This is a genomic window from Candidatus Dormiibacterota bacterium (assembly GCA_036495095.1).
Taxonomy (GTDB): domain Bacteria; phylum Chloroflexota; class Dormibacteria; order Aeolococcales; family Aeolococcaceae; genus CF-96.
On the sequence record DASXNK010000151.1, the window covers coordinates 1 to 14055 of the forward strand.

Consider the following 14055-nt stretch of genomic DNA (forward strand, 5'->3'; position numbering starts at 1 on the left):
GGGGGAGGTCGAGCGCCCGCGCCATCGCGAACACCTGGGTCTTGTAGAGGTCGCCGAGGGGGTTGAGGGCGTGGGCCATGTCGCCGTGGATGGTCCCGTAGCCGAGCAGCAGCTCGGTCTTGTTCGAGGTGCCGATCACCAGCGCCCGGTGGGCCCACGACATGTCGTAGAGGATGCTCATCCGCTCCCGGGCCATCTTGTTGCCGCGGCGGCCGCGGTCGGCGTCGGGGAAGCGGTCGAAGTAGGCGTCGACCTGGGGGGAGATGTCCGCCACCACCGGCTCGGCGAGGCCCAGCCGGGTGGCAACGGTGCGGGCGTCGGCCTCGGACTCGGGGCTGCTGGAGCGGTAGGGCATGATCACCGGCAGGACGTTCTCGGGCCCCAGGGCGCGGGCGGCGAGCGCCGCCACCAGGGCGGAGTCGACGCCCCCGCTCAGGCCGAGGACGACCCTTTCGAACCCGACCTTGCCGACCTCGTCACGGATGAATCCCAGGAGGATCTCGGTGACGACGTCGGTGTCAATCGAGAGTGCGTCGGCGGCGGAGACGGTCTGACTCATTGTCGATGAGATCCGGGCGCTCGTCGCGCAGCAGCGGGTAGGAGATGCGCACCCGGCGCAGGGTGCCGAGGTCGAGACGATGCCACATCAGCGTCTCCTCGGAGCCGCACGGCTCGGCCAGCGGCGCCCCCTGGGGCCCGACCACCCGCGATCCGCCCCAGAAACCGACGCCGTCCTCGAAGCCCACCCGGTTGCAGTACACCAGGTAGGAGGTGAAGAGCTGGGCATAGGTGCGGGTCATGCTGTCGTAGCTGAGGGCGGTTCCCAGCGCCGCCCCCTGGACGATGCCGCGGCCGGGCGACGCCGACGGGCAGAGGAACAGGTCCACCCCCTGCCGGGCGAGCAGGGCGGCCGCGCCGGGGTGCCACATGTCCTCGCAGATCAGCGTCCCCGCCCGCCAGGGACGGCGCGGGGCGGCGGCGGTCAGCGGGGCTTCGAAGGCGCGGAGCCGGTCGCCGGCGGCGAGGTAGCGGAGCTCGTCGAAGAGCCCGTAGGTGGGCAGGTAGCACTTCCGGTGGACGTGGACCGCGCGCCCGCCGCTGAGGTAGACGGCGGCGTTGTGGAAGCGCGCGTCGTCGCCCTCCAGCACCATGCCGACGACCGCGTCGATGCCGGTGCAGGCGGCGGCGAGCTCGGCCAGCTGGGGGGCGTCGCCGCGCAGGGCGACGTCGGGCACCAGGTCCTTGAGGAAGTACCCGGTGAGCGACAGCTCGGGGAAGACCACGAGGTGGCCGCCGCCGCTGCGGACGTCGTCGATGATGGCGAGGTGGCGCTCCAGGTTCGCGGCCACGTCACCGAGCCTCGGCGCGATCTGGGCGAGGGCGACGACCACGTCCCCCTCCTGCGCCTCGACCATCTCCCGGGACGCCTGGGAGGCGTCGTCGGGGACGCCGCGCCGGGGGGCGAGGCTGTCCTCCGCCCTCCCCCCCATCTGGATCACGAACTCGGGGGAGTCGGGGGAGTCGCCGCCGTCCGAGCCGCCGGTCTCCGTCATGCGGCGTCGTCACGGCCCGAGGGCACCGCCTCCTCGAGCACGACGCTTCGCGCCCGCGCCGCCTCGGGCACCCGGCCGGTGGTCACGAAGTCCTCGACCACCATCGGCACCCCGGCGGCGGGCTCGCGGACGACCAGCGCCTCGGGGAGCGCGCGCAGGAAGGTGGGCCCGTAGTCGCGGCTGTCGAGGCGGGGGTCGCAGAGCACGACCGCGCCGCGGTCGGCGGTGCGCCGGATCAGCCGCCCGAAGCCCTGGCGGAGGCGGAGCACCGCGGTGGGCAGCGCCAGCTCGGCGAAGGGGTCGCGGAGGAGCGCGCCGCGCGCCGCCACCAGCGGGTCGGACGGCACCGGGAAGGGCAGCTTGGCGATGATCACGCAGCTGAGCGCGTCGCCGGGGATGTCGATGCCCTCCCAGAAGGAGGTGGTGCCGAGCAGCACGCTCCGGGTGTTCTTGACGAAGCTGGAGAGAACCTGGCGGCGGGTGCCGTCGAGCCCCTGGCCGAGCACGGCGATGCCCTGGGCCTCCATGCGGGTGGCGAGGAGCGCGTGGACGTTCCGCAGCGGCGCGTAGCCGGTGAAGAGCACCAGGGTGCGGCCGCCCAGGCGGGTGGCCACCCCGGCGGTGAGGTCGGCGAGGGCGACGGAGTGGGCGGGGTCGTCGTGCGCGGGCACGTCGGTGGCGAGCACGCAGAGCGCCTGGGAGAGGAAGTCGAACGGCGAGGGCAGCACCAGCGCGTCCGCCCCCTCCCCCACCCCGGTGCGGGCGCGGACGAAGTCGACCGACCCGCCCACCGAGAGCGTCGCCGAGGTGAGGATGGTGGCGTCGGCGCGGTCGAAGACGCCGCCGGCGAGCCGCTCGCCGACCTGCAGCGGCGCCTCGTGGAGCTCGGCCTGCTCGGCGCGGAGCTCGAGCCAGCGGACGCTGTCCGCGGCGGGGGCGCAGAGCACCCGGTCGACCACCGCGGCCGCCTCCTCGACGGTGGCGGCGGCGAGCTCGAGCTCGTCGTCGGCCCGGTCGGGTTGGGGGAGCAGGCCGGGCTGCAGCGAGCCGCCGCCCTGGGCGGCGCGGAGCGCGGCCGCCGCCTCGCGCAGCCGGGCGCGGGCGTGGAGGGCGGAGCGCTCCAGGGGCCCGAAGCCGGCGCCGCCGCGGACCGCGTCGGTGAGACCGACGGTGGCGTTGCCGGGGTGGTCGATCCCGAGGGTGGCGGTGACGAAGCCCTTGACGTCGCCGAAGAGCCGCTGGGTGGCCTCGCGGGCGCGGGCCAGCGCCACCGCCAGATCGCCCTCGCCGTCCTGGCGGAGGCGGTCGAGGACGGCGAGCACGCCGGCGGCGCGCAGCTCGTGGCCGAGCTGCCGGGTGGCCGCCTCCTCGAGGCGGTGGGCCTCGTCGACGACCAGCGCCGAGTACGGGGTCAGCACCGTGCCCTGGCGCTCGGCGTCGGCGAGCAGCAGGGCGTGGTTGGTGATCACCAGGTCGGCGTCGGCGGCCGCCCGGCGCGCCGCGACCATGAAGCAGCGGCCGTCACGCCAGTTGGCGCAGGCGCCCCCCAGGCAGTCGCCGCTCTCCGACTGCACCCGCTCCCACAGCGCCTCCTCGGAGCCGGCCAGGCGCAGCTCGGCGCGGTCGCCGGTCTCGGTCTGGGCCAGCCAGCAGAGCAGCTTCAGCTTGAAGCGCAGCGTCTCCAGGGGGAGGCCGTGGCCGCCGTGGTCGGGGGTGGCGAGGAAGCGCTCCCAGCGGCGCAGCGAGAGGTAGTGCTGGCGGCCCTTGAGCACGGCGTGCTCGACCCGGGTGCCGAGCAGGGCCGAGACGGTGGCGAGCTCGCGGTCGGCGAGCTGCTCCTGCAGGGTGATGGTGTGGGTCGCCACCACCGCGCGCCGTCCCGTGTTCCGCGCCCAGAGGGCGAGTGGCACCAGGTAGGCGAGCGACTTGCCGGTGCCGGTGCCCGCCTCGACCATCAGCCGCCCGGAGCGCTCCAGCGTCTGGGCCACCGCCCGGGCCATCTGGAGCTGCGACTCGCGGTACTCGTAGCCGTCGCCGGCGGCCAGCGGGCCGGACGGGCCGAGCAGCTCGGCCGCCTCCTCGGCGAGCGGCCGGCCGGAGCCGGCCCCGGTGGTGGCGGCCACCGCCCGGATCCCGGAGCGGCCGCGGCTGCGCCCCGAGCCCACCCGCCATTCCCGCCCGGCCGCGCCGCCGCCCCCGATCACCTCCACGAGAAAGTCGCGGAGCGGGCCGCGGATCGGCGCCACCAGGTCGCGCATCGTCGCCAGCAGCCCCTCGGGGAGCGACTCGGCGACCTCGACGAGGTGGGTGAAGAGCAGCCGGGTGGCCTCGGCGTCGCTGCCGGCGCGGTGGGGGCGCAGGTGCTCGATGTCGAGCGCCCGGCTGAGCAGCGGCAGGCTGTGGCTGGCGGCGAGGGGCAGCAGGATGCGGGCCAGCTCGAGGGTGTCGAGCACGGTCCGGCCGGCGAATGCGCCGGGCACCAGCGCCGCGCAGAAGGCGAGGTCGAAGGCGGCGCCGTGGGCGACCAGCCGGGCGCCGTCGCAGAAGTCGGCGAGCTGGGCCGCCCCCTCCACCCCGGAGGGCGCGCCGCTGACGTCGGCGTCGCCGAGCCCGGTGAGCCGCTGCACCGCCAGGGGGACGGGGACGCCGGGGTCGACGATCACGTCGAGGCGGTCGACCGCCCGCATGTCCCGGCCGAAGCGCACCGCCGCGATCTCGATGATCCGGTCGCTCCGCGGGGACAGACCGGTGGTCTCGAGGTCGAATGCGACGAAGTCTGCTGCAGCCACGCTGGGGCGATTGTACGTTCGGGTCCGGATCGAGCTTGACGGATAGACTCGACGGCCTCGTGTCCAGCGCCGTCCACTCCGCACAGCCGTCCCCGGTGACCCCGCCGGGCACCGATGGCGTGGTGGTGCTCCGCTTCGCCACCACCGCCGCCGAGCGCGGCGTCGTCGAGGAGTGGCTGGAGCGCGAGCGCCCCCGGCTCGGCGGCCGGGTCGCGGTGGTCGACGCCGGCGACGCCAGCCTCGTCGCGCGGCTCGACCAGGCCGCCGGCGACCCCCGGGTGGTGCCGGTGCGGGTGACCTGGATGCCCCGGCAGGGAGGCGGCCGCGACCGCGGCGCGGGGATCGCCGGCCTCCTCGAGCACACCCGCCTCCTCCGCCGCGACCCCGGCCGGCGCCGGGTCGTCGCCGGCGAACCGGCCACGGTCAGCGCCCTGCGCAGCCGCTTCGAGGCGAGCACCGGCGGTGGTGGCGGGGCGGAGTTCGCCGGCTTCGTGCGCCGCCAGGCGGTGCTCGCCCTGGAGCGCGCCGAGCGGCGGCTGCTCGGCGACCGCTACAAGGTGGCGCGGCTGGTCGGCGACGAGATCACCTCCAGCGCCCGCTTCCGCGAGCGGGTCGCCGAGCTCGCCGCCCGGCTGGACCGCCCCGATTCGGAGGTGCTCGCCGAGGCCGCCGGGTACCTCGAGGAGATGGCGGCGAGCTCGAGCCGGCTGGCGATCGACGCCTGGGAGCAGCTGATCCGGGTCGCGCTCCGCGGCCACGCCATCGGGGTCGACGCCGCCCGGCTCGACGAGCTGCGGGGGCTCGGCCGCCACCGGGCGCTGGTCTTCCTCCCCAGCCACCGCTCCTACGTGGACCCGCTGGTGCTCCGCACCGCGCTCCACGAGCACGGCTTCGCCCCCAACCACGTGCTCGGCGGGGTCAACGTCGCCTTCTGGCCGGTCGGCCCGCTGGCGCGGCGCAGCGGCTACGTGTTCATCCGCCGGAGCATCAGGGACAACCCCGTCTACAAGCTCACGCTCCGGGAGTACGTCGGCTACCTGGTGCGCAAGCGCTTCAACCTGGAGTGGTACATCGAGGGGGGCCGCAGCCGCACCGGCAAGCTCCGGCCGCCCCGGCTGGGGCTGCTCGCCTACCTGGTCGAGGCGGTGATGGAGGGCGCCGCCGACGACGTGCTGCTGGTGCCCACGTCGATCGTCTACGAGCACCTGCCCGAGGTCGGCGCCATGGCCGCCGAGGGCACCGGGGGCGCCAGGCAGCGCGAGGGGTTCGGCTGGTTCCTCCGCTACCTGCGCCAGCAGTCGAGCAGCCACAGCGTGGTCCACGTCCGCTTCGGCGAGCCGCTCTCGCTGCGCGAGGGGATGGAGTCGAGCAGCAACGGCAGCCGCTCCGGCCACGCCGTCGAGAAGCTCGCCTTCGAGGTGCTGCACCGGATCAACCGGGCCACCCCGGTGACCGCCCCCTCGCTGGTCACCCTCGCCCTGCTCGGCGCCGAGGACCGTGCCCTCACCCTCGACCAGGTGTGCGCCAGCCTGGTGCCGCTGTCCGGCTACGTCGAGCGTCGCGGCCTGCCCACCACCGAGGGGGCGACCTCGACCGAGCCCCGGGCGGTGCGCCGCGCGCTCGAGGCGCTGGAGGGTCAGGGGCTCGCCGACCGCTTCGCCGAGGGCGTCGAGCCGGTCTGGCGGGTGACCCCCTCCCGCCACCTCGAGGCCGCCTTCTACCGCAACGGCGTCGCCCACTTCTTCGTCAACCGCGCGCTGGTGGAGCTGATCGTCGTGCGGGCGAGCGAGGAGCGCCTGGAGGACCCGGTGCTCGGCGCCTGGGAGGAGGCGCTGCGGCTGCGCGACCTGCTGAAGTTCGAGTTCTTCTTCGCCGGCAAGGCGGCCTTCGCCCAGGAGCTGCGCGACGAGCTCGCCGTCTTCGACCCTGAGTGGGAGCAGCGCGCCGGCGACCCCGAGGCGATCCTGGAGCGGCTCACCGGCTCCCACCTCTACCTCGCCCACCGCATCATCCGCCCCTACGTCGAGGCCTACCTGGTGGTCGCCGAGCGGCTCGCCGCCCGCGATCCCCGGGAGCCGATCGAGGAGAGGGCCTTCCTCCGCGAGTGCCTCGGCGCCGCCCGCCAGCTGCGCCTGCAGCAGCGGCTGCACAGCCCCGAGGCGATCTCCACCGAGCTGTTCCGCACCGGCCTCGCCCTCGCCGCCAACCGCGACCTCGTCGACCCCGGCCGCGAGGCCGTCGCCGAGGGCCGCCGCGCCCTCGCCGACGAGCTCCGCACCGTGGTGCGCCGGCTCGAGAGGATCCGCGACCTGGCGCTGCGGGCGCCGCGGACATGAGCTCGCTGATCGGACGGGGCGGGGTGAGCGCAGGCGGCTCCGACGCCGGAGCGAGGGGGGGGACACCCCCCCTGTGAACATGAGCGGGCTGGCGGCGCGCATCGCCGAGGTGGAGGCGGGGCCGAAGGGGCCCGGCGTCGGCGCCTTCTTCGACTTCGACGGCACCCTGATCGCCGGCTACTCGGCCACCGTCTTCTACCTCGACCGCCTGCTCAAGCGGCAGGTGAGCCCGCGGGAGCTGGCCAGCACCCTGATCGCCGGCGCCGAGATGAGCCTGCGCGGGAGCGACGTCACCGGGCTGATGCGGATCGCCGCCCGGGCGATGGCCGGGCACTCCGAGGACGAGCTCACCGAGCTGGGCGAGCGCCTCTTCGTGCAGCGCATCGCCGGCATGGTCTACCCGGAGGCGCGCGCCCTGGTGCGGGCCCACCAGCGCGCCGGCCACACCCTGGTGCTGGCCTCGTCGGCGACCCGCTACCAGGCGGGCCCGCTGGCCGAGGACCTCGGCTTCGACCACCTGCTCTGCTCGCAGGTCGAGGTGGAGCGCGGCATCATCACCGGCAACCTCCAGGGGGAGGTGCTCTGGGGGGAGGGCAAGGCGCGGGGGGTCCGCGAGCTGGCACGGCGCCTCAAGCTCGACCTCGACGCCAGCTACGGCTACGCCAACGGCGACGAGGACGTTCCCTTCCTCGAGACCGTGGGCAACCCCCGCCCGCTCAACCCCCAGGACGGGCTGCGGCGGACGGCGATGCGCCGGGGCTGGCCGGTGGTGCGCTTCGCCGACCGCGGCCGCCCCGGCGCGGAGCAGCTGCTCCGCACCGGGGCGGCGCTCACCGGGCTCGCCGCCGCCGGGGCGGTGGGCGCCGGCCTCGGGCTGCTCAACGGCAGCCGGCGCCAGGCCGCGAACCTGGCCACCTCGGTGGGCTCGGACGTCGCCCTGGCGCTCGCCGGGGTGCGGCTGAACGTCACCGGCGAGGAGCACCTCTGGAGCCACCGCCCCGCGGTCTTCGTCTTCAACCACCAGAGCTCGATGGACGTGCCCATCGTCGCCAACCTGGTCCGCCGCGACCTCACCGGGGTGGCGAAGAAGGAGGCGTCGCGCGACCCCCGCTTCGCCCTCCTCGGCATGGTCGCCGGGGTCGCCTACGTCGAGCGGGGCAACACGGAGCAGGCCCGGGCGGCGCTCGCCCCCGCGGTGGAGAAGCTCCGCGCGGGCATCTCGCTGGCGATCGCCCCGGAGGGCACCCGGTCGGTGACCCCGCGGCTGGGCCGCTTCAAGAAGGGCGCCTTCCACGTGGCGATGCAGGCCGGCGTCCCGATCGTGCCGATCGTGATCCGCAACGCCGGCGAGGTGATGTGGCGGGGCTCGTTCCTGGTGCGGCCGGGCACCGTCGACGTCGCCGTCCTCCCCCCCATCGCCACCCGGGACTGGGGGGTCGAGGACCTGCCCGGCCACGTCGCCGACCTCGAGCGCCGCTACCGCGAGACCCTCGACGACTGGCCCGACGGGCGCCGCGATCTGCCCGGCCGCGCCCGGCGCCGGCCACCGGCGCGGCTCGAGGTGGCGGTGGAGCCGCCGGGCGGCAACGGGGCCGCCGCCCCGGTCAGGCGTAGAGCGACTCGATCTCCGCGGCGTACTTCTCCGCGATCGGCCGGCGCTTCAGCTTCATCGTCGGAGTGAGCTCGACGCCGCCGGGCTCCCAGGCATCGGGGAGCACGGCGAAGCGCTTGATCTGCTCGACCCGCGAGAGCCGCTGATTGGCGGCCGCGACCGCCTCCTCGAGGGCGGCGCGCACCCGCGGATCGGCGGCCAGGGCGTCCAGGGTGGCGCCGTCGACACCCTGGGTGGCCGCCCAGGAGGCGGCGCCGTCGGGGTCGAGCACCAGCAGCGCGGTGTTGAACGGGCGGCGGTCGCCGATACACACCGCCTGGCCGATCAGCGGGCTGGCGGTCTTCAGGGTGCTCTCGATGTTGGCCGGCGACATGTTCTTGCCGGCGGCGTTGATGATCAGCTCCTTCTTCCGGTCGACGATGCTGATGTAGCCCTCGGTGTCGATGGTGGCGATGTCGCCGGTGTGGAGCCAGCCCTCGGCGTCGATCGCCTCGGCGGACTTCTCCGGCTCGTTGCGGTAGCCGCGCATCACGGTGTCGCCGCGGACCAGCAGCTCGCCGTCGTCCGCCAGGCGCACGTGGACGCCGCTGAGGGCCACTCCGACGGTGCCGATGCGGGCCCGCCCGGGGACGTTGATGGTGCCGCAGCAGGAGACCTCCGACATCCCCCAGAGCTCGAGGATGGGCAGGCCGAGGGCGTCGAAGTACTCGAGCAGCTCGGTGGCGATCGGGGCGGCCCCCGACACCAGCCAGCGGGCCTGGTCGAGGCCGAGGCGGCGGCGCAGCGGGGCGAGCACCAGCTCGTCCGCCCGGCTGCACTCGGTGAGCAGCGCCGGGTCGGGGCCGGGACCCTCGCCCCTGATCTCCGCCTGCTCGGCGCGCACCCGGCGCAGCCCGCAGTCGATCGCCCAGCGCATCGCCCGGCGCCGCTCCTCGTCGGGGTCGGTGGCGGTCGCCGCCTCCAGCCCGGCGTGGAGCCGCTCCCAGACCCGGGGCACCGCGCCCCAGATGGTGGGACGCACCTCGGGGAGCGCGGCGCCGACCACGCGCGGGTCGGGGCACGCGGTGACCTCCACCCCGAAGGCCATCCCCGTGTAGTGGGCCGCCCAGCGGTCGGCGATGTGCGCGGAGGGCAGGTAGGAGACGGTGCGGTCGCCGGGGAACACCGCCAGCAGCGCGGAGGTTGCACGCAGCTGGGCGACCATGTTGGCGTGGGTGATCTCCACCCCCTTGGGCGGCCCGGTGGTGCCCGAGGTGTAGATGAGGGTGAGCAGGTCCTGGGGCCCGACCTGCCGCCAGGCCGCCTCGAGGTCGACATCGCCCTCGCCCTCCGCCTCCAGCCGCTCCAGCGCCACCGTGCCCTCCGGGGCGCCGTCGACGCAGATCACGTGCTCGACGCCCGAGGCCGCGGCGGCGGCGAGCACGATGCCGGCGAACCGCGCCTCGCAGAGGGCCACCCGGTTGCCCGCGTTGCGGAAGAGGTAGGCGACCTGGTCGGCGGGCAGGGTGTTGTAGACCGAGAACGGCGCGGCGCCGAGGTGCATCGCCGCGGTGTCGCAGATGTTGAACTCGGGACGGTTGGTCATCATCAGCGCCACGGTGTCGCCGTGGCGCACCCCGAGCCGGTGCAGCCCGGCGGCGACGCGGGCCACCCGGGTGGCGTACTCGCCCCAGGTGACGCGGGTGCCGCCGCCGGCGCTGCGCAACGCCACCGCGTCGGGCCGCGCCGCGGCGGTGCGCTGGAAGGCCTCGCAGAGGCTGGACACGTCGAGTGCGCTCATGGTCTCGCCTCCCCCTCGGTGTGAGCGTCGAGCCAGCCGGTGATGTCGGCGAGCACCTCCGCCTGCTCCGGCTCGTTGAGGATCTCGTGAGAGAGCCCGTCGTAGATCCTGAGGGTTCGATCGGCCGAGCCGGCGCGCTCGTGCACCATCCGGCTGCCCGCCACCGGGACGATGGCGTCGGCGCCGCCGTGCATCACCAGGAGCGGCAGCCGCAGCGCCGGCGCCGCCGCCGGGAAGCCGTCGGCGGCATCCGCCATCTCCGCCACGGTCCGCGCCGGCAGCTTCCCGTGGAAGACCAGGGGGTCGTCCCGATAGGCGTGCACCACCGCCGGGTCGCGGCTGACCAGGGCTGGGTCGACCGCCACCACACCCAGGGCGGGCGCGACCCGGGAGAGGACGCGCACCACCACCCTGAGCACCGCCGGGGCGTCGAGCTGCGCCACCGCCCCGGAGAGCAGCAGGCCCTCGAGCCGCTGCTGGTATCGCAGCCCGTAGGCCAGCGCGATGCAGCCGCCCATGCTGTGCCCGAGCAGGAATACCGGGCGCCCGGGGTGACGGTTGCCGGCCACCAGGACGAACGCGTCGAGGTCGGCGACCACGTGGTCGATGCGGTCGACCAGGGCGCGGCGCCCGGTGGTGCGGCCGTGGCCGCGGTGGTCGAGGGCGTGCACGGCGTAGCCGGCCGCGACCAGGTGCGCGGCGACGTGGGCATAGCGGCCGGAGTGCTCGCCCGCGCCGTGGGCGATCACCACCACCGCCCGGGGCTCGCCCTCGGGCAGCCACGCCTGCCAGTAGACCTGGATGCCGCCGGTGCCGGCGAGGCGTCCCTCCACGTGCTCCACTCTCAGCCTCCGGTGTGCGATGCCAGTGCCAGCACCTCGGCGAGCCCCTCGCCGAGGCAGTCGAGGAAGCGGTCGACGTCGGTGACCGCGGCGGCGTCGCAGTTGACTCCGATGCAGCAGGTGTCGACGTGGGAGACCAGCCCGGTCATCACCGCGCAGCCGGGCAGCGGTCCGAACGGGTACATGCGCTCGATCCGCGCCCCGGCGATGTACACCGGGTGGGGGATGCCGGGCACGTTGCTCGCCTGGAGGTCGAGGCCGCCGGTCAGGGCGGCGTACCAGCGGGTGATCAGCGGGGTCGGCACCAGGCTGAGGGCGGGGGCGAGCAGCCCGAGGGCGTCGGCGGCGGGCTCGGCGCGGGCGCCGAGGACGAGGTCGTGGATCAGCCGGATCCGCTCGCCGGGGTCGGGCTCGCCCACCGGCGCGGCCAGCCGCGCCCCGGCGAAGCGGTTGCCGCCCATCGGGTGGTCGTCGCGGCGGAGGCTGACGGGCATCGCCATCGGCAGCTCGTCGACGGCCACCCCGAAATGCTCGTGGTAGCGCCGGACGCCGCCGCGGCCGGCGGCGACATCGGCGTCGCCGTGGGTGCCGCCGGCGGCACGGCCGGCGGCGCGGAGCGCGTCCACCCCGCACTCCAGGGCGCCGAAGCGCCAGGAGAGGCTGCGCCCACGGAGCAGTGGCGAGGGGGGCGCCGGCGGCGGCGCCAGCACCCGCTGCAGCGAGCGCCCGAACCGCAGCGCGCCGCCGACGGCGTCGACCGGGTCGGCGGCGAGCCGCCCGAGCGCGATCATCCCGGACCCCAGGTGGCGCCCCGCCTCGGCCGGCGCCGCCCGCAGCCGGCGCCGCACCTGGCCGCCGAGGACCGACAGCGGCGAGATCCGCGCCGGCTGGGGCGGCGGCGGCATCGGGGTGCGCCGCGAGGGCTCGCGGCGGCGGCTGTGGAGCAGGCTGAGCAGCTGGATGCCGCCCATCCCGTCGGTCACGCTGTGGTGGATCTTGAACAGGTAGGCGGCGCCGCCGCCCTCCATTCCCTCGACGAGCAGCGCCTCCCAGAGCGGCCGGGCGCGGTCGAACGGGGTCATCGCCATCTGCTCGGCGAGCTCGAGCACCTGGGTGAGGGTGCCGGGCGGGGGCACCCGGGCGCGGCGCAGGTGGTGGTGGAGGTCGAAGTCGGGGTCGGCGGCCCAGGCCGGGGCGCCGAGGTGCAGCGGCGGCTCGACCACCCGCTGCCGCGCCCGCGGCACCAGCCGGGTGCCCCACTGGTGCGCGGCCACCAGCCGCCGCCAGTCGGGGGCGCGGTCGAGGACGTCCACGACGGTCATCGGCGAGCGCAGCCGGGGGTCGCTCTCGGCCCGCCACATCAGCGCCTCGAACGGGCTCATCTCGCCGGCGGTGGCCCACGCGGCGGCGGCCGCCCAGGCCTCCTCGTCGGTCTGCGGGAGGGCGGCGCGGGCCATCGGTCAGCCCGCCGCCAGCTCGGTGGTCGGCCTCCGGCGCATCAGCCCGCGGAAGGCCTCCTCGGGGCTGCGACCCTCGTTGACCACCATGTGGACCTCGTGGGCGATGGGCACCTCGACGCCGTGCTCCTCGGCGAGCTCGATCACCACCCGCGAGGTCCTGACCCCCTCGGCGACCATCTTCATCTCGCCGGTCACCTCGTCGATGGAGCGTCCCCGGGCCAGCTCCACCCCGACCCGCCGGTTGCGGCTCTGCGGGCTCATGCAGGTGGCGAGCAGGTCGCCCATGCCGGCGAGGCCGGCGAAGGTGTGCCGCTCTCCGCCCATCGCCACCCCGAGACGGGTGAGCTCGGCGAGGCAGCGCGAGATCACCAGGGCGAGGGTGTTGTCGCCGGTGCCCAGGCCCGAGGCCATGCCCGCGGCGATGGCGAAGACGTTCTTCAGCGCCCCGGCGATCTCGGCGCCGCAGACGTCGGTGCCGGTGTAGACGCGGAACAGGGTGCTGCGGAAGATCTCCTGGAGGGCGGCGGCGACGCGCAGGTCGGGCATCGCCACCAGCGCCGCGGCGGCGTAGCCGTCGAGGATCTCCCGGGCCAGGTTGGGCCCGGCGAGCACCCCGGCGGGATGGCCGGGGAGCACCTCGGCGATCACCTCGGTCATCCGCGCCCGGGTGCCCTGCTCCAGGCCCTTGCTCAGACTGATCACCGGCACCCAGGGGCGCAGGTGCGGTGCCGCCTGCTCCAGCACCTGGCGGAAGCCGTGGCTCGGCACCGCCATCACCAGCACGTCGGCCTCGCCCGCCGCCTCGTCGAGGGCGGCGGTGGCCCGGAGCCCGGGGTCGAGGAGGCGGTCGGGGAGGTAGGCCTGATTGGTGTGCTCGGAGGCGATCTCCTCGGCGACCTCGGGGCGGCGCGACCAGATCGTCGTGGGGGTGCGCCGCGCCACCATGGACGCCACCGTCGTGCCCCACGACCCCGCCCCCACCACCGTCACGCCGGGCTGGCGGCTCACGGTGAGGTCGCCGCCGCGCCGGTCCGCGCGCCGGCCCCGCGGTAGCGCTCGGGGACGAGCTCGGCGATCCGCGCCATGATCCAGTCGGCGCTCTCCTGGTTGCCCATCGGCGGGTCGGGGAGGTGCACCGGAGCGCCGTAGCGGACGTGCACCTCGGCCCGCCGGGGCATCACCACCCCCCTCGGCATCGCGTTCTCGCTTCCCCAGACCCCGACCGGCACGATCGGGGCGCGGGAGCGGCGGGCGATCAGGCCCACCCCCGGCTCGGCGCGCTGCAGGGTGGCGTCGGGGCTGCGCGTGCCCTCCGGCATCATGATCAGCACCCGCCCCTGGGCGAGCACCGCCAGCGAGCGGCGGATCGCCAGCCGGTCGGCGGTGTGGCGCTGCACCGGGAAGGCGTTGTAGCCGGCGATGATCCAGCCGGTGGCCGCCCTCTCGAACGCCTCGGCCTTGGCCATGTAGTGGACGTCGTGGCGGCGGATGAGCGCGCCGATCAGGGGCGGGTCGCAGGTGGCGAGGTGGTTGCCGGCGACGATGCAGCCGCCCCGGGGGACGTTCTCCAGCCCCTCGACGTGGAGACCGTCACGGAGGAAGAGCCACATCAGGCTGAGCATCAGCCGCCGCTCGAACGGGTACAGCGGCGAGGTGCGGATGGAGGGGACCACGGGGCGCATG

The 14055-nt window shown here is 75.4% G+C and carries 10 protein-coding genes; 2 read left to right on the forward strand and 8 right to left on the reverse strand.

What is annotated here, in order from left to right; all coding sequences use genetic code 11:
• The 3 genes from nadE to VGL20_15610 form a co-directional block, all read right to left on the reverse strand.
• Positions 1 to 559: NAD(+) synthase (nadE, locus tag VGL20_15600; GenBank protein ID HEY2705106.1), on the reverse strand; the 559-nt coding region annotated here is incomplete at its 3' end.
• On the reverse strand, positions 519 to 1553 hold the full coding sequence (locus VGL20_15605) for a nitrilase-related carbon-nitrogen hydrolase (GenBank protein ID HEY2705107.1): 1035 nt from the start codon (positions 1551 to 1553) through the stop codon (positions 519 to 521). The genes VGL20_15605 and nadE, both read right to left, overlap by 41 nt.
• Positions 1550 to 4342, reverse strand: a complete 2793-nt coding sequence (locus tag VGL20_15610; GenBank protein ID HEY2705108.1) for a helicase C-terminal domain-containing protein — start codon at positions 4340 to 4342, stop codon at positions 1550 to 1552. The genes VGL20_15605 and VGL20_15610 overlap by 4 nt, the downstream gene beginning before the upstream one ends.
• Positions 4343 to 4401: 59 nt before the next feature.
• Here VGL20_15610 and VGL20_15615 point away from each other — a divergent pair, with 59 nt between their 5' ends.
• Both VGL20_15615 and VGL20_15620 read left to right on the forward strand, forming a co-directional pair.
• Positions 4402 to 6678 (forward strand): glycerol-3-phosphate 1-O-acyltransferase, encoded by a 2277-nt coding sequence (locus VGL20_15615; GenBank protein HEY2705109.1) that lies wholly within the window; start codon positions 4402 to 4404, stop codon positions 6676 to 6678.
• Positions 6679 to 6757: 79 nt separating this feature from the next.
• On the forward strand, positions 6758 to 8359 hold the full coding sequence (locus VGL20_15620; protein HEY2705110.1) for an HAD-IB family hydrolase: 1602 nt from the start codon (positions 6758 to 6760) through the stop codon (positions 8357 to 8359).
• On the opposite strand, the gene VGL20_15625 is transcribed toward VGL20_15620, so the two are convergent.
• From VGL20_15625 to VGL20_15645, 5 genes are read right to left on the reverse strand one after another with little or no spacing between them, the layout of a single operon-like run.
• On the reverse strand, positions 8283 to 10070 hold the full coding sequence (locus VGL20_15625; GenBank protein HEY2705111.1) for an AMP-binding protein: 1788 nt from the start codon (positions 10068 to 10070) through the stop codon (positions 8283 to 8285). The two genes, VGL20_15620 and VGL20_15625, sit on opposite strands and share 77 nt — an antisense overlap.
• A complete protein-coding gene (locus tag VGL20_15630; GenBank protein HEY2705112.1) occupies positions 10067 to 10912 on the reverse strand; it encodes an alpha/beta hydrolase in 846 nt (281 codons plus the stop codon). The genes VGL20_15625 and VGL20_15630 overlap by 4 nt, the downstream gene beginning before the upstream one ends.
• A gap of 2 nt (positions 10913 to 10914) precedes the next feature.
• Positions 10915 to 12369, reverse strand: coding sequence for a wax ester/triacylglycerol synthase domain-containing protein (locus tag VGL20_15635; protein ID HEY2705113.1), 1455 nt, complete (start codon positions 12367 to 12369; stop codon positions 10915 to 10917).
• Positions 12370 to 12372: 3 nt separating this feature from the next.
• Entirely contained in the window at positions 12373 to 13380 is a 1008-nt protein-coding gene (locus VGL20_15640; protein ID HEY2705114.1) for an NAD(P)H-dependent glycerol-3-phosphate dehydrogenase, read from the reverse strand.
• Positions 13377 to 14054 carry a lysophospholipid acyltransferase family protein gene (locus VGL20_15645; protein HEY2705115.1) on the reverse strand — a complete coding sequence of 226 codons (678 nt, stop codon included), beginning with the start codon at positions 14052 to 14054 and terminating at the stop codon, positions 13377 to 13379. Before VGL20_15645 ends, VGL20_15640 begins: the two co-directional genes overlap by 4 nt.
• Position 14055: the final 1 nt, after the last annotated feature.

Excerpts from the sequence above, each read along its gene's own strand:
- VGL20_15605 (HEY2705107.1), bottom strand. The coding sequence starts at position 1,553 with ATGACGGAGACCGGCGGCTCGGACGGCGGCGACTCCCCCGACTCCCCC.
- VGL20_15620 (HEY2705110.1), top strand. The coding sequence starts at position 6,758 with ATGAGCGGGCTGGCGGCGCGCATCGCCGAGGTGGAGGCGGGGCCGAAG.
- VGL20_15625 (HEY2705111.1), bottom strand. The coding sequence starts at position 10,070 with ATGAGCGCACTCGACGTGTCCAGCCTCTGCGAGGCCTTCCAGCGCACC.
- VGL20_15635 (HEY2705113.1), bottom strand. The coding sequence starts at position 12,369 with ATGGCCCGCGCCGCCCTCCCGCAGACCGACGAGGAGGCCTGGGCGGCC.
- VGL20_15645 (HEY2705115.1), bottom strand. The coding sequence starts at position 14,054 with ATGCGCCCCGTGGTCCCCTCCATCCGCACCTCGCCGCTGTACCCGTTC.